Origin of the sequence: Streptococcus oralis (assembly GCF_023109195.1) — a bacterium.
Lineage (GTDB): Bacteria > Bacillota > Bacilli > Lactobacillales > Streptococcaceae > Streptococcus > Streptococcus oralis_BV.
On the sequence record NZ_JALDUB010000001.1, the window covers coordinates 1,475,920 to 1,495,385 of the forward strand.

At 40.2% G+C, this 19,466-nt stretch carries 21 protein-coding genes; 3 read left to right on the forward strand and 18 right to left on the reverse strand.

Annotation, left to right across the window (positions count from 1 at the left end; all coding sequences use genetic code 11):
* Positions 1–106 precede the first annotated feature (106 nt).
* The 9 genes from M1F65_RS07035 to M1F65_RS07075 form a co-directional block, all read right to left on the reverse strand.
* Positions 107–1,228, reverse strand: a complete 1,122-nt coding sequence (locus M1F65_RS07035) for a CHAP domain-containing protein (RefSeq protein WP_247925680.1) — start codon at positions 1,226–1,228, stop codon at positions 107–109.
* A 99-nt stretch (positions 1,229–1,327) separates the two neighbouring features.
* Positions 1,328–1,594, reverse strand: coding sequence for a Veg family protein (locus M1F65_RS07040; protein WP_001278165.1), 267 nt, complete (start codon positions 1,592–1,594; stop codon positions 1,328–1,330).
* 1 nt (position 1,595) lies between these two features.
* Positions 1,596–2,948, reverse strand: a complete 1,353-nt coding sequence (gene dnaB / locus M1F65_RS07045; RefSeq protein ID WP_000852476.1) for a replicative DNA helicase — start codon at positions 2,946–2,948, stop codon at positions 1,596–1,598.
* Positions 2,949–2,991: 43 nt separating this feature from the next.
* Entirely contained in the window at positions 2,992–3,444 is a 453-nt protein-coding gene (gene rplI, locus M1F65_RS07050; RefSeq protein WP_000864211.1) for a 50S ribosomal protein L9, read from the reverse strand.
* Positions 3,441–5,414 carry a GGDEF domain-containing protein gene (locus tag M1F65_RS07055; protein WP_247925681.1) on the reverse strand — a complete coding sequence of 658 codons (1,974 nt, stop codon included), beginning with the start codon at positions 5,412–5,414 and terminating at the stop codon, positions 3,441–3,443. Before M1F65_RS07055 ends, rplI begins: the two co-directional genes overlap by 4 nt.
* 145 nt (positions 5,415–5,559) lie before the next feature.
* On the reverse strand, positions 5,560–6,738 hold the full coding sequence (locus M1F65_RS07060) for an acetyl-CoA C-acetyltransferase (protein ID WP_247925703.1): 1,179 nt from the start codon (positions 6,736–6,738) through the stop codon (positions 5,560–5,562).
* Positions 6,739–6,819: 81 nt separating this feature from the next.
* Complete coding sequence (gene hpf, locus M1F65_RS07065) at positions 6,820–7,368, reverse strand: ribosome hibernation-promoting factor, HPF/YfiA family (protein ID WP_000599111.1); 549 nt, start codon at positions 7,366–7,368, stop codon at positions 6,820–6,822.
* Positions 7,369–7,447: 79 nt separating this feature from the next.
* The gene (locus M1F65_RS07070) at positions 7,448–8,110 is read right to left on the reverse strand and encodes a ComF family protein (RefSeq protein ID WP_247925682.1); all 663 of its coding nucleotides are present in this window, start codon (positions 8,108–8,110) and stop codon (positions 7,448–7,450) included.
* The gene (locus M1F65_RS07075; RefSeq protein WP_247925683.1) at positions 8,107–9,405 is read right to left on the reverse strand and encodes an ATP-dependent helicase ComFA; all 1,299 of its coding nucleotides are present in this window, start codon (positions 9,403–9,405) and stop codon (positions 8,107–8,109) included. Before M1F65_RS07075 ends, M1F65_RS07070 begins: the two co-directional genes overlap by 4 nt.
* Positions 9,406–9,461: 56 nt before the next feature.
* Here M1F65_RS07075 and M1F65_RS07080 point away from each other — a divergent pair, with 56 nt between their 5' ends.
* The 3 genes from M1F65_RS07080 (at position 9,462) to cysK (ending at position 11,578) form a co-directional block, all read left to right on the forward strand.
* Entirely contained in the window at positions 9,462–10,097 is a 636-nt protein-coding gene (locus tag M1F65_RS07080; protein WP_000395765.1) for a YigZ family protein, read from the forward strand.
* Between the two features lie 14 nt (positions 10,098–10,111).
* Entirely contained in the window at positions 10,112–10,555 is a 444-nt protein-coding gene (locus M1F65_RS07085) for a PH domain-containing protein (protein ID WP_000863903.1), read from the forward strand.
* A 96-nt stretch (positions 10,556–10,651) separates the two neighbouring features.
* The gene (gene cysK, locus M1F65_RS07090; RefSeq protein WP_001029449.1) at positions 10,652–11,578 is read left to right on the forward strand and encodes a cysteine synthase A; all 927 of its coding nucleotides are present in this window, start codon (positions 10,652–10,654) and stop codon (positions 11,576–11,578) included.
* A gap of 103 nt (positions 11,579–11,681) precedes the next feature.
* Here the strand turns inward: cysK and tsf are convergent, their stop codons facing one another.
* From tsf to pgsA, 9 genes are all read right to left on the reverse strand, one after another.
* Positions 11,682–12,722, reverse strand: a complete 1,041-nt coding sequence (gene tsf, locus M1F65_RS07095; protein ID WP_000808057.1) for a translation elongation factor Ts — start codon at positions 12,720–12,722, stop codon at positions 11,682–11,684.
* Positions 12,723–12,800: 78 nt separating this feature from the next.
* Complete coding sequence (gene rpsB, locus M1F65_RS07100) at positions 12,801–13,580, reverse strand: 30S ribosomal protein S2 (protein ID WP_000268477.1); 780 nt, start codon at positions 13,578–13,580, stop codon at positions 12,801–12,803.
* A gap of 222 nt (positions 13,581–13,802) precedes the next feature.
* Complete coding sequence (gene pcsB / locus M1F65_RS07105) at positions 13,803–15,011, reverse strand: peptidoglycan hydrolase PcsB (protein ID WP_000726991.1); 1,209 nt, start codon at positions 15,009–15,011, stop codon at positions 13,803–13,805.
* A 93-nt stretch (positions 15,012–15,104) separates the two neighbouring features.
* Positions 15,105–15,599, reverse strand: a complete 495-nt coding sequence (gene mreD / locus M1F65_RS07110) for a rod shape-determining protein MreD (RefSeq protein ID WP_095726357.1) — start codon at positions 15,597–15,599, stop codon at positions 15,105–15,107.
* Positions 15,600–15,601: 2 nt separating this feature from the next.
* Positions 15,602–16,417, reverse strand: a complete 816-nt coding sequence (mreC, locus tag M1F65_RS07115) for a rod shape-determining protein MreC (protein ID WP_001078971.1) — start codon at positions 16,415–16,417, stop codon at positions 15,602–15,604.
* A 60-nt stretch (positions 16,418–16,477) separates the two neighbouring features.
* A complete protein-coding gene (locus M1F65_RS07120; RefSeq protein WP_084945036.1) occupies positions 16,478–17,272 on the reverse strand; it encodes an energy-coupling factor transporter transmembrane component T family protein in 795 nt (264 codons plus the stop codon).
* Positions 17,265–18,104, reverse strand: a complete 840-nt coding sequence (locus M1F65_RS07125; protein WP_084945035.1) for an energy-coupling factor transporter ATPase — start codon at positions 18,102–18,104, stop codon at positions 17,265–17,267. Before M1F65_RS07125 ends, M1F65_RS07120 begins: the two co-directional genes overlap by 8 nt.
* Positions 18,089–18,916 carry an energy-coupling factor ABC transporter ATP-binding protein gene (locus tag M1F65_RS07130; protein ID WP_042903076.1) on the reverse strand — a complete coding sequence of 276 codons (828 nt, stop codon included), beginning with the start codon at positions 18,914–18,916 and terminating at the stop codon, positions 18,089–18,091. The genes M1F65_RS07125 and M1F65_RS07130 overlap by 16 nt, the downstream gene beginning before the upstream one ends.
* Positions 18,913–19,458 (reverse strand): CDP-diacylglycerol--glycerol-3-phosphate 3-phosphatidyltransferase, encoded by a 546-nt coding sequence (gene pgsA / locus M1F65_RS07135; protein WP_042903077.1) that lies wholly within the window; start codon positions 19,456–19,458, stop codon positions 18,913–18,915. Before pgsA ends, M1F65_RS07130 begins: the two co-directional genes overlap by 4 nt.
* Between the last annotated feature and the right edge of the window lie 8 nt (positions 19,459–19,466).

A 19,466-nucleotide genomic window follows, 5' to 3' on the forward strand; every position in this document is an offset into this window, starting at 1 on the left:
CCCCTTTATAATTTTTAATGTTATTATATTATACTATTTAAATAACGTCAACTAATTCGATATCCATTTTAAAATTTTATGAACAAGAAGAAAGCTTGTATGATGTTTAAGAAACACTTCCTATTCTTACCCCATTACTGTCTAGTCTGTAGCCATCAATAATCGTATTAACAGCTAAGGCTCCCGAAGCATCGACATAGTAATGTTTACCCGAGACTTGGAACCATTGACTAGCTTTCATCCGGCCAGATTCCTCTAAGTAATACCAAGTTCCCTTGTCTTTAACCCATCCCGTCTGCATCTCACCCGAAGCCTTCAGGTAATACCAGTGAGAGCCATCCTTAACCCAGCCAGTTGACATGGCCCCATTTTCTTTTAAATGATACCAATTGCTGTTAACTTTTTTCCATCCTGTTGCTAGCTTACCATTCTCTTGGTAATACCAACTCCCTCCTTCTTTTTTCCACCCATTCTCTGTATTGCTTAACTTTTCATACTGCACATACCTTCTAGCACCACTGTAGGATAGATAACCGAGCCACTTATAACCATCCTTTTCAAGAAATTGATCATAACTCACACTCTCACCAGCATAATAGTAATCAATAACCTTTCCTGTGCTTGATGGTTGGTCCATAATAGGCGATTTCCCCGTGAATACTATTGTCCCACTAGACGGAAGCTCTGAGTTACGAGAACCCTCACTCACACTATAGTTAGCGGATAAATCCCTGAAATGAATAAAACCTGTCATCGAACTAGCCTTGACTTTTCGACGGTTATACTTTTCTCGAACCCCGTAATTATACTCTTCGATCTCAATCGTATCTCCCGATACATTTGATACCCAGGCCACATGCCCATAATAACCTTCTGTCGACCAAGCAATAGCCCCAACTTCTGGCTTAGTATCCACACGGTAGCCTTCTCGCCTTGCACGATGTCCCCATTCATTCGCATTTCCGTAGGCAGGAGGAATCTCAAAGCCATTTACACTACTCAAACGAAAGGCCGCAAAAGAGGTACACTGGCGAGAATACATCCGCCACTGATCGATTTCAACACTACCATTTTTGTAGTGAAGCGGATAGTCATCTCCACGCGCTACACTGTCAGCCTGAACCGATTCGCCACCAAACAAAAAGGTACTCGTAACGAACAAAGTAGCCAGCCCTACACTCAACTGAGTACATCTACTCTTCTTAACTCCTGATTTAAAAAACGTCATTCATTCTCCTTAATAATATAAATTTCCGAGGTTTCCCTCGTTTATACTATTCGGGAGAAAAAGAAAAAAGTGAGCAAAGCTCACTTCATTTTAGGATTCTTAGTCTAGATAGCGAATCAAGTTCTTTTCTGTCAAGATATCTGAGTAGGTGAAGGATTCAACGTAGACATTGGCTTGTTTGTCTCCTTCAACATCCCCAAATTCAACGATAAATAGAGATGGATACACCTCAATTAGCTTACCCAACCTATTTTTTTGGCGCTTACGGCCATTCTCCAAAGTCATTTCAACGACTTGTCCCTCATGTGCCTTGATTTCTTCTTTGATTTTTTTCATCTTGGCTACATCTGTAAATGCATCTGACATTTTATGCCTCCCTCTTTGAGATACTTGAAAATTTATTGTATTCTTTTTGGAAAATCAATTCCACCGTTCCACGAGCTCCACTACGGTTTTTCTCGATGATAACCTCTACCTTGTTATTTGGAATTCCTTCCTCTTCTTCACCTGCACGATCGTAGTAGTCGTCACGGTACAGAAAGGCTACGATATCCGCATCCTGCTCGATAGAACCCGATTCACGAATATCAGACAAGACTGGCCTCTTATCCTGACGCTGTTCCACACCACGAGATAACTGACTGAGAGCAATGACTGGAACCTTTAGCTCCTTAGCTAGGATTTTCAACTGACGAGAAATTTCAGAGACTTCTTGTTGGCGGTTCTCACGACCAGTCCCTGTAATAAGCTGTAGGTAGTCGATCAAAATCAAGCCTAGATTGCCTGTTTCTTGAGCCAGTTTACGTGAACGCGAACGAATTTCCGTGATCCGAATCCCTGGCGTATCATCGATATAGATACTCGCGTTGGCTAGGTTCCCTTGAGCAATGGTATATTTTTGCCACTCCTCATCAGTCAATTGACCAGTACGAATAGAATGAGACTCCACCAAACCTTCTGCTGCTAGCATACGGTCTACTAGGCTTTCTGCACCCATTTCCAGTGAAAAGATGGCTACCGTCTTGTCCAACTTGGTCCCGATGTTCTGAGCAATATTCAAAGCAAAGGCCGTCTTACCAACCGCTGGTCGCGCCGCTAAGATAATTAACTCCTCCTCATGGAGACCTGTCGTCATATGGTCCAAATCACGGTAACCCGTTGCAATACCAGTGATATCCGTTGTTTGTTGTGACCGAACTTCTAGGTTCCCAAAGTTGATATTTAGAATATCTCGGATGTTCTTGAACCCACTACGATTGGCGTTTTCGCTAACATCAATGAGCCCCTTTTCAGCCTGAGCAATGATTTCATCTGCAGGCTTAGAAGCCTCATAGGCTTGGTTGACAGACTCTGTCAATTTGGAAATCAAGCGACGTAGCATAGCCTTTTCAGCTACAATTTTAGCATAATATTCCGCATTAGCTGAAGTTGGTACAGAGTTGACAATTTCAACAAGGTAAGACAAGCCACCAATATTTTGGAGATCCCCTTGACTATCCAAAATCGTTCGAACTGTCGTCGCATCAATCGCTTCCCCACGATCCGACAAGTCTACCATCGCTTGGAAAATCAACCGATGAGCATACTTAAAGAAGTCGCGAGAATCAATGTATTCTCGGACAAAAACGAGCTTACTCTCATCTATAAAAATAGCCCCCAGAACAGATTGTTCTGCTAAAATATCCTGAGGTTGAACTCGCAGTTCCTCTACTTCTGCCATCCGACTTTCCTTCCTTTTACAATCTTGTCAAGAAGTTGTAAACTTAACCTTCTTTTACACGAAGATTGATGACACTTGTAACATCTTGATAGATTTTCACTGGTACATCAATCAAACCTACTGCTCGAATTGGTGCTTGCACTTGAATATTGCGTTTGTCAATCTTAATACCAAACTGCTTTTGCAATTCTTCTGCAATTTTCTTGTTAGTGATAGAGCCAAATGTACGGCCATCTGGTCCAACCTTTTCAACAAACTCTACAACAGTTTCTTCTGCTTCAAGCTTAGCCTTGATAGCCTTTGCTTCAGCAATCATCTCTGCATGAGCTTTTTCTTCAGATTTTTGTTTTCCACGCAACTCACCCACTGCTTGAGCAGTCGCTTCCTTGGCCAAATTCTTTTTAATCAGGAAGTTTTGAGCATAGCCAGTTGGCACTTCCTTGATTTCGCCTTTCTTCCCTTTTCCTTTAACATCTGCTAAAAAGATTACTTTCATTCTTCTTTCTCCTTTTCCTTTAGTTCTTCCAAGATTAGTTGAGTCAATTTTTCTCCTGCTTCCGACAAACTCATATCCTCGATTTGCGCAGCTGCTAGATTAAAGTGACCTCCACCACCCAGCTCTTCCATAATGCGTTGCACATTGATTTTACTACGACTTCGAGCTGAGATAGAGATAAATCCTTGTGTATTTTTTGCTAGAACGAAGCTGGCTTCAATACCTGACATAGCCAGCATAGCATCGGCAGCCTTACTGATAACAACTGTGTCATAAGACATTGAGTCCTTAGCTCGGGCAATCAAGATATCTGAACCTAACTTACGACCTTGTAAAATGAGTTCATTTACCTCACGGTACTCTTCAAAATCTGTCGCAGCAATCTCCTGGATAGCAATACTGTCACTTCCCCGTGTTCTCAGATAGCTAGCCACATCAAAGGTTCGGCTCGTCACGCGAGATGTGAAATTCTTGGTATCCAGCATCATACCAGCCATCAAAACACTGGCCTGCATACGACTCAAACGATTCTTCTTAGAATTTTGGAACTGAATCAATTCTGTTACCAACTCACTGGCACTACTTGCCCCACTTTCAATATAGGTGATGACTGCATTCTCAGGGAAATCCTGATCACGTCTATGATGGTCAATAACAATAGTTTGAGTGAACAAATCATAAAAATCTTTTGACAAGGTCAGAGCCGTCTTGGAATGATCCACCAGAATCAATAATGAACGGTTTGTAACTAACTTCATCGCATCTGTAAGAGATAAAAGCTTCGTAACATCTTCCTTCTTCAAGAACTGAATAGCACGTTCGATATCTGCTGGCATATGGTCTGCATCATAGACAGCATAACTGTTCTCAATAATATTACTTGCAAACAACTGCATACCAACAGCAGAGCCCAAAGCATCCATATCTAGATTTTTATGACCGACTACAAAAACTTGGTCAACACTTCGAATCTTATCAGAAATGGCTGTCATCATGGCTCTGGTACGTGTACGAGTACGTTTGATAGATGCAGCAGTTCCTCCACCAAAGTAGACAGGATTCTTGGTTTCGTTATTTTCCTTGACCACCACCTGGTCACCACCGCGAACTTCTGCTAAGTTCAAGTTGAGCAAGGCAATTTTCCCTATCTCTTCATGGTTTCCATCACCATAAGAAAATCCCATACTTAAAGTTAGGGCTAGCTGCCTCTGTTTTGATTCTTCTCGGAAAGTATCAATAACAGAGAATTTATCATTCATCAATTCCTCTAGTACTGTGTAATCTGTGAATACATAAAAACGATCCATCCCCACACGGCGAGAGAACATAGCATACTTACTAGCAAATTCTGAAACAAAATTAGCTACAAAGCTATTGATATGACTGATATCGGAGTCAGATGTCGCATCCTCCAAATCATCATAGTTATCTACCGAGATGACTCCAATGACTGGACGGCTAGTTACCAATTCGACAGTTGCTTCGTACTCTCCAGAAACATCAAAGAAATACAAAACACCTGAAGCCTTGTCCATATGGACAGCATATCGTGTTTCGCCTAAGGTAGCATACGAACCTGGATTCCCAACAGAAGCCTTGATGATGGTTTGAATTAACTCAACATCAATTTCCCCTTCTTCAGTAGTTAAAATCAGCTCAGCATAGGGATTAAACCATTCCACTTCTCCGCTTGATAAGTCTAATTTCAGGACTCCCACCGGCATTTGATCAAGCAAAGTACTCAAGCTATTTTCGGCTTGGTGATTTACATATTGGATTTGTTCAATTTCGCTCTTTTCATACTGTTTTTTTTGCCAAACGAATAAAAGCAAATAAAGCAGTACAAATAAAAACAAAACAGTGATTGTTACAGCAAGATTATGTGAAAAAATAATCAGCAAAGTTAAGATTCCGAAAGTTGCAAGTCCTAGCAAGACTGCAGAAAACGGGATTAAATTATTTTTTTTCATTCTAAACCTCTTGCGCATTATTATATCATAAAAACCCTTAAAAAGCGACCTTTTAAAAGATGCAAGCCCTTCATTTCTCTAACCTCAGACACAAAAGGAGGAGGGGATCATCACCCTCCTACCCACGTGTTCAGATCACTAACACCTAACGTTCCACGATAAGGGCAGTCCCCATCCCTCCTCCGATACAGAGAGTTGCTAACCCAGTTTTAGCATCTCGTTTCATCATCTCATGTACCAGCGTTACTAGGATACGGCAACCGGAGGCCCCAATTGGGTGACCAAGAGCAATGGCGCCACCATTGACATTGACAATATCTGTGTTGAAACCAAGTGTTTTGCCAACCGCACAAGCCTGAGCAGCAAAAGCTTCATTTGACTCAATCAAGTCGAGATCATCAACTGTCAAATTGCCTTTTTCAAGAGCCTCGCGAGTCGCATAAATCGGTCCACATCCCATCATCTTAGGATCCAAACCTACACTTGCATACGAACGAATGCGAGCAATGACTGGAAGTCCAAATTCTTCAGCTTTTTCAGCACTCATGACCAAGACAGCTGCCGCCCCGTCATTGATTCCTGAAGCATTTCCTGCTGTGACAGAACCGTCTTTTTTGAAAACAGGACCTAGCTTAGATAAACTCTCCAAGCTAGTATCTTTTCTAGGATATTCATCTGTATCAAAAATGATAGGATCGCCTTTGCGTTGAGGAATGACAACTGGCACAATCTCTTCTTTAAAGCGTCCAGATTCTATAGCTGCAACTGCTCGTTTTTGTGACTCTAAAGCAAGAGCATCTTGCTCTTCTCGACTGATACCATATTCTTCAGCCACATTCTCGGCTGTAATCCCCATATGGTATTCGTTAAAGGCATCAGACAAACCGTCCTTAATCATGGTATCTACCACTTTCGAATCGCCCATACGGCCGCCCCAACGGAAACTTGGCAAAACGTATGGCGCCTGACTCATGTTTTCTGCACCACCAGCTACGATAATATCTGCATCGCCACATCGAATCGCTTGAGCAGCCAACTGCACGGCCTTCAAACCGGAACCACAAACCTTGTTGATAGTAAAGGCTGGTGTAAATTCAGGGAGTCCTGCATGAACGCTCATTTGACGAGCTACGTTTTGACCTAAACCTGCGCCTAGGACATTCCCCATAATCACTTCGTCTACTTGCTCTGGTTTGACATTGGCTTTTTCCAAAGCACTCTTAATAACCAAAGCTCCCAAATCAACAGCTGAAACATTCTTCAAACTCCCTCCAAAGGAGCCTATTGGAGTTCGTACTGCCGAAACAATCACCACGTCTTTCATAACTGCCCCCATTTATACCTTTTATAATGATGCAATACAAAAGTGGTTTACACTGGTGTAAACCACTTTAAAAATTCTATTTTATGATTCTTTCACTTCTAACAAGCCGACTTCACCATCTTCGCGGCGATACAAAACATTAGTTGTTTGATCTTCTACATCTACATAGATGAAGAAATCATGCCCCAACAAATCCATTTGAAGAAGGGCTTCTTCTAAATCCATTGGCTTCAAATCAATTTGTTTTGAACGAACGACTTTTGGTTGCACAACATTTGCATCTTCAACTAGAGCATCTGTAAAGAGTTGACTTGTCGCAACTTTATTTTTATTCTTACGTTCAATTTTAGTTTTATTTTTACGAATCTGACGTTCAATTTTATCTGTTACAAGATCGATAGAACCATACATATCTTGAGAAATATCTTCAGCACGAAGAGTGATAGATCCAAGCGGAATTGTTACTTCAACCTTTGCTGTTTTTTCACGGTAAACTTTCAAGTTCACACGTGCATCCAACTCCTGCTCAGGTTGGAAATACTTTTCGATCTTTTCGAGTTTAGAAACTACATAATCACGAATTGCTTCTGTTACTTCTAGGTTTTCACCACGGATACTATATTTAATCATATAAGTACCTTCTTTCTAAACATTTTTGTTTTTCTAATTATATTATAACGCTTTCATTTTCGTTTTGCAAATTTTTTCCTCATCTTACAAGGGAAAAAGTTTTAACTTCCAAAGCACCTGCTTCTTCCAAAAGTCGTTTCACACGATTCACAGTTGCCCCTGTTGTATAGATGTCATCAATCAGCAAAATCTTCTTAGGAAATGAGATACCATCTTTAATAAAAAATGGAATTTCAGTAGCTAACCTTTCCAAACGGCTTTTAGAAGAACTAGCGCTCTCTTCTCTTTTTCCTAATATATCTTTAAAAGAAAAGCCTGTTGCCTCAACCAAACCTTCGACTTGGTTAAACCCCCTCTCAAGCAATCTTTCAGGGCTTAGGGGAATCAACACAAATTGATATCCTCTATACTTTTTCAGCTCCTCAGCAAGAACAGAAGCAAAAACCTTTCTAAGCAAAAAATCGCCATCAAACTTATATCGACTGAAAAAGTCTTTCATAGCTTGATTATAGGTAAAGATTGCCTTATGATCAACCTGAATTCCTTCTTTACACCAAAGTTTACAATCTTGACACTTAGTTGACATGCCTGTTTTCATACAGTTTGGACAATGATCTTCACCAATCTTCTCAAAAGTAGAAGCACAAGCTGAGCAAAGATAACTGCTCTCATTCTTCAAAAAGAAAAGACTACTAAAAGTCAGCTCACTCTTTGTAGTCTGGCCACATAGTAAACAGTTCATAATCTCGCCTCCTTGTTCATCTGCTTGATTTCCTTGATTGCCTTCTTGATGGAAGTATTTAATCCATCATGAAAGAAGAGCAACTCACCAGTTGGTCTGTCCATACTACGCCCAACTCGACCACCAATCTGAATCAAACTAGACTTGGTAAAGAGTTGATGATTAGCTTCTACTACGAAAACATCCACACAAGGGAAGGTAACCCCGCGTTCCAATATTGTTGTACTAATCAGTATTGTCAGTTCTCCATCTCGAAAAGCTTGTACTTGCTCTAATCGATCTTCTGTGACAGAAGATACAAAACCAATTTTCTCATCTGGGAAATACACCTGTAGTGTTTCTTTTAGTTTTTCGCCTTTCTTAATCTCTGATGCAAAAATCAGCAGAGGATAACCTGTTCTTCTCTGTTTCTCAATATAGGTCTTTAACTTGGTTGACAATTGGTTTTTCTCTAAACAGCGATTAAAATCCGATAACCAAACTGGTTTAGGAATAATCAAAGGATTTCCATGAAACCGTCTCGGCAAGCTTAATCGTTTTAATTCTCCTGTGCGAACCTTCCTATCTAACTCATCTGTAGAAGTTGCTGTAAGGAATATCCTTAATCCATCCTCCTTTACACTATTCTTTACAGCATAGTAAAGCATAGTGTTGTCAACATAAGGAAAGGCATCTACCTCATCCACTATCAACAAATCAAAAGAATGATAAAATTTTAATAACTGATGAGTTGTTGCAATTACTAAGGGAGTTCGAAAATAGGGCTCTGATTCGCCATGGAGTAGCGCTATATCGCAAGCAAAGTCATTCTGCAGTCGCTTATACAGTTCTAAACATACATCAATTCTAGGGCTTGCCAAACAAACTGCACCACCATCATCAATCACTTTAGCTACAACTTGATAAATCATCTCTGTCTTTCCAGCACCCGTCACAGCATGAACTAAAGTCGGTTCTTTCTTTTCGACTGCTCGAATCAACCCCTCTGATAACTTTTCCTGAAAAGGGGTTAACTGACCACGCCATTTGAGAACATCTTGCTTTGGAAAATCTTCCTGCGAAAAATAGTATAAGGCTTGATCACTCCTGACTCGCTTCATCAGCAAACACTCCCTACAATAGTAGGCACCAATAGGCAAATGCCATTCTTCTAGAATACTACTATTACAACGTTGACAAAACAGTTTCCCTTTCTCTTTTCTCATTGCTGGAAGTTTCTCAGCCATCTGACATTCTTCTTTTGTTAATTCTTTCTCAGTAAACAAGCGACCGAGGTAATTTGGATTTACTTTCATACTTCTTTATTCGTAAAAATCTAGCACTTTAGGTAATTTTTTAGTACAATTAAATCATGGAATTTAGAACAATTAAAGAGGATGGGCAGGTCCAAGAAGAAATCAAAAAATCACGCTTTATCTGTTATGCCAAGCGTGTCTATAGTGAAGAAGAAGCTCGTGACTTTATCACTGCTATCAAAAAAGAACACTACAAAGCCACCCATAACTGCTCTGCTTTTATTATTGGGGAACGCAGTGAGATCAAGCGTACGAGTGATGATGGGGAACCTAGTGGTACTGCTGGAGTCCCTATGCTGGGTGTCTTAGAAAATCATAATTTAACCAATCTCTGTGTGGTAGTGACACGCTACTTTGGTGGCATCAAACTAGGTGCTGGCGGTTTGATTCGTGCTTATGCAGGTAGTGTGGCCTTGGCTGTCAAAGAAATTGGCATTATTGAAATCAAAGAACAGGCTGGTATAGCCATTCAGATGTCTTACGCTCAGTATCAAGAATATGGCAATTTCCTTAAAGAGCATCATCTCATGGAGCTGGATACAAACTTTACAGATCAAATTGCTACAATGATCTATGTTGATAAGGAAGAGAAAGAAAAGATCAAAGCTGCTCTTGTTGAGTTCTTTAATGGAAAGGTTACTTTAACAGATCAAGGTTTACGAGAAGTTGAAGTCCCTGTAAACCTAGTGTAAACGAAGGAGAAATTATGGCTTTTGGGAAATTTATTCAAGGACTTGCTGGAAACTTTAGCGAGGAGAACAAAGAGACTCTTATTAAAGAATATGGACAATATCTACTAGAGAATGAAGAAATTCAAAGTGGATATAAACTTATTCGCGATTCAATTATCTTTACAAATATCCGTATTATTTTTACAGATAAGCAAGGAGCCACTGGTCGCAAGGTGTCTGTTAAGTCACTCTTTTTGATGAACATTGTAAACGTTGAAATGGAAACTGCTGGAGCAGGTATAGATGATAGTGAGATTACAATCACTTACTTAGAAAATGTCTTTCTAAAAGCACATAATGAGCATCTGAGTTTCCATAAATTTGAATTCCCTAAAAAAACGGACATCCTCCCTCTTTACACCTATTTATTAGAATTGGCTTATCACAATCGATTAAAAATTAATGGCTTAGACCTTTGATATAAAAAAATCCTATCACTTTGATAGAATTTCTATATTTTACAAATAGCCTTAAGCGCGTTATACTAGTATCATCTTATACAAAGAGGTATATCTATGGCTATTTATAACAATATCACTGAACTAATCGGACAAACACCGATTGTTAAACTTAACAACATTGTTCCAGAGGGTGCTGCAGACGTCTATGTTAAACTAGAAGCTTTTAACCCTGGATCGTCAGTAAAAGACCGCATTGCCCTTAGCATGATTGAAAAAGCGGAACAAGATGGTATTCTAAAACCGGGTGCTACCATTGTTGAAGCAACGAGTGGAAACACTGGTATCGGTCTTTCATGGGTCGGTGCCGCTAAAGGATATAAAGTTGTTATCGTCATGCCTGAAACAATGAGTGTGGAACGACGTAAGATTATCCAAGCCTATGGTGCTGAACTCGTCCTCACTCCTGGTAGCGAAGGAATGAAAGGAGCTATTGCTAAAGCTCAGGAAATCGCCGCTGAACGTGACGGCTTCCTTCCACTCCAATTTAATAATCCAGCTAACCCAGAAGTACACGAAAGAACAACAGGAGCTGAAATACTGGCTGCTTTCGGTTCTGATGGACTAGATGCTTTTGTGGGTGGTGTTGGTACTGGTGGAACGATCTCAGGTGTTTCTCACGCTCTTAAAGCAGCAAATTCAAACATTCAAGTTTATGCAGTTGAGGCAGACGAGTCAGCTATCTTGTCTGGTGAAAAACCAGGACCTCACAAAATTCAAGGTATCTCAGCTGGATTTATTCCTGAAACACTTGATACAAAGGCCTATGATGGTATCGTCCGCGTAACGTCAGATGATGCTTTAGCACTTGGCCGTGAAATTGGTGGAAAAGAAGGCTTCCTTGTTGGGATTTCTTCAGCTGCAGCGATTTACGGGGCAATTGAGGTTGCCAAGAAATTAGGTACAGGTAAGAAAGTACTTGCTTTAGCACCAGATAACGGCGAACGTTATTTGTCTACAGCACTCTATGAATTTGAAGTGTAGCCTCCTAAATGCACTTAGCCCTTATTAAAGGGCTTTTTGTTTACTCATACAGACTCTACTCTCTAGACAAAAAGAAAAAGGAAGCAATTTGCTTCCTTTTCTATTAGTTATTCAAGGCTGCTGCCATTGTAGCTGCAACTTCTGCTTCAAAGTCGTTTGCAGCTTTCTCAATACCTTCACCAACTTCAAAGCGAGCGAACTCAACTACTGAAGCATTTACTGATTCAAGGTAAGCTTCAACTGTCTTGCTGTCATCCATGATGTATAGTTGTGCAAGAAGTGTGTATGCTTGGTCAACTTTAGTGTTGTCAAGCATGAAGCGGTCCATTTTACCTGGGATGATTTTGTCCCAGATTTTTTCTGGTTTGCCTTCTGCAGCCAACTCAGCTTTGATATCAGCTTCAGCTTGAGCAATCACTTCATCAGTCAATTGTGCTTTTGATCCATACTTCAAGTGTGGAAGAGCTGGTTTACCAACCATTGCACGGCTTTCGTTATCTTGGTCGATTACGTGGTTCAATTGTGCCAACTCATCTTTAACGAATTGCTCATCCAATTCTTTGTAAGAAAGAACTGTTGGTTTCATCGCAGCAATGTGCATTGAGATTTGTTTAGCAAGAGCTTCGTCTCCACCTTCAATAACAGAGATAACACCGATACGGCCACCATTGTGTTGGTATGCTCCGAAGTGTTGTGCATCTGTTTTTTCAAGCAAAGCAAAACGACGGAATGAGATTTTTTCACCGATTGTAGCTGTTGCAGATACATATGCAGCTTCAAGAGTTTCACCTGAAGGCATTGTCAAAGCAAGAGCTTCTTCGTTGTTCGCTGGTTTTCCTTCAGCAATTACTTTAGCTGTTGCGTTTACCAAGTCAACGAATTGAGCGTTTTTCGCAACGAAGTCAGTTTCAGCATTTACTTCAACTACTGCTGCAACGTTACCATTAACAAATACACCAGTCAAACCTTCTGCAGCAACACGGTCAGCTTTCTTAGCTGCCTTCGCCATACCTTTTTCGCGAAGCAATTCGATCGCTTTTTCGATATCACCGTCTGTTTCTACAAGCGCTTTTTTAGCGTCCATAACACCGGCACCAGATTTTTCACGCAACTCTTTTACAAGTTTAGCTGTAATTTCTGCCATTTTGATTCTCCTATATTTTTTAAAAATAGGAGAGCTGGGCTAGGCCCCGCCCTCCTAGGTAATTACTATTTATATGAATTAAGCGTTGTCGCCTTCTACAACTTCAACGATTTCTTCGATTGAGTCAGCTTGAGCTTCTGAAGCTGCAAATTCAGCTTCAACTGCTGTTGCGTCCTCACCTTGACGTCCTTCGATGATAGCGTCAGCCAATTTAGCTGTGATCAATTTAACAGCGCGGATAGCGTCATCGTTAGCTGGGATGATTACATCGATATCGTCTGGATCAGTGTTTGTGTCAACCATCGCTACAACTGGGATACCCAATTTTTTAGCTTCTTTAACAGCGATTTGTTCTTTATGTGGGTCAACTACGTACATTACATCAGGGATACGAGGCATGTCTTCGATACCACCCAAGAATTTTTCAAGACGTGCACGTTGTTTGTTAAGAAGTGCAACTTCTTTCTTAGGAAGAACGTCGAAGATTCCTTCTTCTTCCATACGTTTGATTTCTTTCAAACGAGCAATACGTTTTTGGATAGTTCCCCAGTTAGTAAGAGTTCCACCCAACCAACGGTGGTTGATGTAGTATTGACCTGAACGTTCTGCTTCTTCTTTAACAGCGTCAGCAGCTTGTTTTTTAGTACCAACAAACAATACAACTGCATCGTTAGCTGCAGCATCACGCATAAAGTCGTATGCTTGGTCAGCGTATTTTACAGTTTGTTGCAAGTCGATAACGTGGATTCCGTTACGCTCAGTGAAGATGTACTTAGCCATCTTAGGGTTCCAGCGACGAGTTTGGTGACCAAAGTGTACACCAGCCTCAAGAAGTTGTTTCATTGAAATTACTGCCATGAGTATTTCTCCTTTTTGTTTTTTTCCTCTCCTCGACTTCAACTTGCAAAACGACCCGAGGGCAACAGTTTCACAATTCATCAAGAATGAGTATTATCGTTTACACGACAAGTTTCATTTTATCACATTTTAGCCATATTTTCAAGTGGTTTTGCTAGTTTTTAGCCTAACTTAAGACTAAAAAAGAAAAGAGACTCAAATCGAGCCTCTTTATTTCATTCATTAGTTTGGATAGATGTATGTTACGTAACCTTCAGAAGTTGTAGTTGGGTTGAACCATCCACGTTTGTTACCGATTGTACGATCTCCACCATAGTTTGATTCTGATACTTGAATGCTAGTTGATGATGAAACTGCTGTAACAACCGCTACGTGTCCATATCCACCGTCATTCCAACATGCAATCGCACCAACTTGTGGAGTTGATCCTGTACGGAATCCTGCAGCTGCTGCACTTGTAGCCCACTGCGCTCCGTTACCCCAGTAATCTCCAGCCCAAGGTGCTAATGTTTTAGCTCCCCAAGTACATTCTCCAGTTGGATAACTTGAAGCATTTGTACTGTATGTTGGACGCTGTCTTGTTGGAGTTGGAGCAGGTGCTGGAGTGTAGCTTGAATCATCATCTGATGAAGAGCTTGAAGTTGCTTGCACTTGATCTGAAAGTGTTGTATTTCCAGAAGCAACAACTGATTGTTGTTGACTTGTTTGACGTGCTTTATAAGCCGCTTCTGCTTCAGCTGCTGCTTTTGCTTCTGCCTCTGCTGCTGCTTTTTGTTCCAATAAAGTAGCTTTATCACTTTCTGCAGTAGCTTTCTCTGCAGCAAGGTTTAACTCAGCAACTTTCAACTCTGCTTGTTTTGTTGTCAATGCTTGTGCATCGTCTGCAAGCGTTTGTTGGTTCGCAATAACAGTGTTGATTGCTTCATTATTTGCAACCTGTTTTTCAGCGATAGATTTCTTATCAGCTTTCTGTTGTTCCAACATTTTGTTGTTAGCTGATACAATCTCGCTCATGGCTGCAACACGTGAAATAGCTTCTGTAATTGATTTTGAATTTACAATTGTATTGATGTAGCTAGTTGCGGCACCGTTTGTTTGTGCGCTACGTGCTTGTTTCTCCAAAGATTCATTACGAGCAACAATATTCTTAGAAAGCTCTGTAATTTCTCCTTCAAGTTTTTTAGATTCAGCTTGTAGAGTTTCGTTCTCAGCTTCCAAGTTCGTTTGTTGAGTTTGGATAGCTGTAACTTGCGTTTGGATTTCATCTACTTGTTTTTGAGCTTCTTTTTGTTGAGATGTCAAATTACTAATCTTACTATCTTGAGCAGCAATCTTTTCATCAGTTGTTTCAGCGTGGACAGTTGTCAATACCGCCGCTTGTGAAACCAATACTGTACTTAACAAAAGTGACGCTAAGATTTTTTTCTTCATATTGTGTAGATACTCCTTCTATTTAAGACATTACTAGTATACCAAAAAAAGACATAATAAATATTACGCCTTTGTTACATTTTTATTTCTTTCTTATAGATAACATTTTTCAAAAATATATTGGAAAATAAGCATCCATAAAAAGTTTAAAATCATTGATGGGACAAGGCTATAGACGATGAAAACTGGCATCGATTCTACTGTCAATCCCATAGCAAGAGCAAGGAGATAGCCCCCCATATCAAATAGGAAACTCATCACAACTATTGTTAACATTCTTGTCCAACGGTTTAGCAAAATTACACTATTAAATTTATGGAGCGAAGCTCCTATCAAGATAAATAGAAGTGTTGCAATTCCTATCAAGTGGAAAAAATAGATATCGTACACCAAACCCGCTATACAGCAATAAGCTAGATAGAGATATTCTGAAACCTCAATTGTCTCAAACAAGAGAAATAAAAACAGAAAATGACTTGCTAAATGAAAGTGAGGGAAGAAGGATCCCGCTAATTGTCCAATATGTGCATCAATTAGTACGACAAAAGGGAGTAAAAAGAAAATACCAATTTGTTTTAACAGTCTCATTGCTAATTCCCCACTAACTCTACCACATGAAGATTTTTGGTGTCAGCACTTAACTTGACTGTTACTTCCTTTGTTAGATAATCACTGCTGTGTGTTGTAGCAACAACCTCTCCAACAGGGATATCCTTAACATTAAAGTTTCCGAGCCCCCCTGTAGTCACCTTGTCTCCCGCGCTAATGTCGCTGTTGCTGTTTAATTGACTAATTTTAAGCAGTTCAGATTCCTTATCATAACCAACGATAATCCCGTAAATTTCAGTAGAACCATGCAGGATTTTAACAGAAATTTTATCTGAATTTTCGGTGTTTGTCAATAGATTGACCGTTGTTGAATGATCCTCCACCTTTGAAACACTACCAATCAAACCCCCGTTTGCAATGGCCAACATATTTTCAGAAGCTCCTTTTGAACTTCCCGCATCAATTGTTAACTCTTGTTTCCAAGATACTGGAGCTCGCATAATCACATCTGCTGCAATGGTTTTTGTAGCCTGCAATTTTGACTTCATATCCAGCAACTGACGTAATTGTTCATTTTCATTTTTTAAACTTTCTGATTGATTAGACTCCACCTCTAGTTGATAAAGCTGTTTTTTTAGACTTTCGTTTTCATTGTAAGTCTGCGTCAAATGTCCCAAATCTGATTTGAAAGTATCAAACCACTGAAAGGGTTTCTGAACAATTCTATCTACTAAGGAAATCCCATCTCCTAGTTTCGTCACAATAGCGCTTGAATAGGTTGTCACTAATAGAACAGAAACTGCCAAAACTGTGACAAAAACGATGATTAGATATTTTGATTTTTTAAAACGGTTCATATTCCTACCTTTATACTAAAAACCTGCTACTGTGAGCTTCTTATCAATCCTACAAACCTACTAAGATTTTAAGAAAAATAAGAAACATCCCAGTACCAAAATCACAAGAATTGCCAGTGTATCCTTTTGACTCCATCTCAACTGTCTATACTGACTTCTACCCTTTCCTCCTTGATAACCACGCGCTTCCATCGCTATTGCCAATGAATCTGCACGCTTTAAGCTCGTCGCAAAAAGAGGAATTAAAATTGGAATCATAGCCTTTACTTTTTGAACGATGCTGCCTTCACCAAAGTCAACTCCACGGGCTTTCTGAGCATTCATAATTCGCGTCGTGTCATCCATCAATGTTGGAACAAAACGCAAACTCATTGATAACATGAGGCCAATTTCATGAACGGGAACTTTCACGCGTTTCATCGGTGCTAAAAGAGCTTCAACTGCAGCTGCCAGACTCAAAGGCATGGTCGTTAAGGTTAGCAAGGTTGAAAAGAAAATAATCAACACAAAACGACAGAAAATGATTCCTGCTTGTTGCAAAGCATAATCCGTTATTCTTATAAAAGAAAACTCAAATAGGACATTTCCACTTGAAATAAAAAAGAGCTGAAAAAGAGTCGTAAAAGCAATCAAGAAGAACATGGATTTTAATCCCTGAACGAAAAATGAGAGAGAAACGCCTGACAAAGCGATAAATATACCTGTCGCTACAAACAGAACGAGATTGGTGAGAGGATTATTGGCCCAAAATACAATCAAAATCAGCAGGATCATGGCAAGTAATTTACTACGTGGATCCAAGCGATGAATGATGGAATCTCCTGGTATATAACGCCCTAAAATCATACTATCCATTTAGCGACTCCTTAAACTCCTCTATCTTGATTGGCAGTTTTTTAAAAGCTACACCTCTATCTGCCAAACGCTTACAAAAGGCTGTGATTTTAGGCACACCTAACTGCACCTTTTCCATAGAGTCTACATCTTGGAAAACTTCGCTCGGTTTACCACTTTTGACCAAACGTCCCTTTTCCATAACATAGACCTGATCAGCATATGCAGCTACATCATCCATCAAATGCGTTACCAGAACGATTGTCATTCCAGAAAGGTGGAGTTCTTTAAACAAGGTCATCAATTCTTTTCTGCCCAAAGGATCTAGCCCTGCTGTCGGCTCATCCAAAACCAAGACAGTTGGCTCCATCGTTAGCATACCTGCTATAGCCACACGTCTCATTTGGCCACCCGAAAGTTCAAAAGGACTGCGCTCAAAGAGTGACTCATCGATGCCTACCAAGGCTAACTTTTCACGCGCAATTTTCTTGGCCTCTTCCTCAGAAACTCCAAAATTTTGCGGTCCAAATGCAACATCTTTCAAAACAGTCTCTTCGAAAATCTGATTTTCAGCAAATTGAAACACTAGACCAACCTGCTTTCGAATCTGACGAATTTCTTTATTTGTTGATGTAGGGGTAATGACGGTATCGAAAACTCGAACAAAACCCTTACTTGGTACCAATAGACCATTTAAAAGCTGTAAAATCGTTGATTTCCCACTACCTGTGTGCCCTACTAAAGCTGTATAGGAACCATCCTCAATCGTCAAAGAAACATCAGTCAAGGCTGATGAAGATAGGGGAGTCCCCTCTTGATAAGTAAAGCTCACATTTTCTAGAGTAATTCCCATAACTTGTCCTCTAGCTCTCCTTCTGTCAAATAGCCATCCGGCAACCGATAACCAGTCTCTCTCAAAGATTCTCTCAATTGATTAGTAAAAGGCTCATCCAACCCTATCTGGTCAAGGTCAGCCCGAGAAAAAAGTTCTCTTGGGCTACTGGTTGACTCCACTTGGCCTTTTTTCATGACCAAGACACGGTCACTCATCGCAACTTCTTCTAAATCATGTGTAATGGAGACGACTGTCATCTGGTTGTCTTTTCGAATCTCTTGAACTGTCTGAATCAGTTCTCTTCGTCCCTCGGGGTCCAACATACTTGTAGCCTCGTCCAGAATTAAAATAGCTGGTCTCAAGGCAACAACTCCTGCAATGGCCACCCGCTGTTTTTGGCCACCAGATAAACGAGCTGGTTCTCTCTTCTTAAAGTCCAGCATACCTACCAACTCCAAAGATTCAGACACTCTCTTCTTCATTTCTTCACGAGGAAGTCCCTGATTTTCTAAACCAAAGGCAACATCATCTTCAACAGTCGCCCCCACAAATTGGTTATCTGGATTTTGAAAAACCATACCAATTTGACGGCGTAAGTCCCAAACATTCTCAGAGGACAGCAATTGCCCATCTATCCAGATTTCTCCAGACTCTGCTTCAAGCAATCCATCAATCAAACGGATAGTTGTCGATTTCCCACTCCCATTATGACCTACAATCGAAAGCCATTCTCCCCGTTTCACGTGAAACGAGACATTATTAACATCATAATGATCCTGGTCTTCCTTGTAACGAAAAGACAGATCTTTTACTTCAATAATCGATTTCATTTCGAACCAAATGTCCCTTTGAATACATGAGCGCTACCCTTGAAATAATCATAACCAGAGTAGATGGTGAAAAATAAAGCTATATAAAGCAACAGTTGCCCAATTAAATTCCAATGTAAGAGCAAAAAGATAATGGCAAACATCTGACTAAAGGTCTTGATTTTCCCTGGCATCGCTGCTGCTAGAACTGTCCCTCCCGTCTCAACAAGCAACAAACGCAAGCCTGTCACCGCAAGTTCACGACAGATGATAATAGCAACAACCCAAGCTGGAGCCATACCTAACTCAATCAACATGATAAAAGCTGACATAACCAACAGCTTATCAGCCATCGGATCAGCAAATTTTCCAAAATTGCTGACTACATTCCATTTACGAGCAAGGTAGCCATCAAGATAATCCGTTACACTAGCAACTGCAAAAATTATAGCTGCTAGCAAATGACTTCCTTGTGAATGGCCCAAAGTCAAAATAAGAATAAAGAGAGGTATAAAGAGAATTCTACCAATAGTTAATACATTAGGAATTTGTTCTTTTTTCATTGATTTTT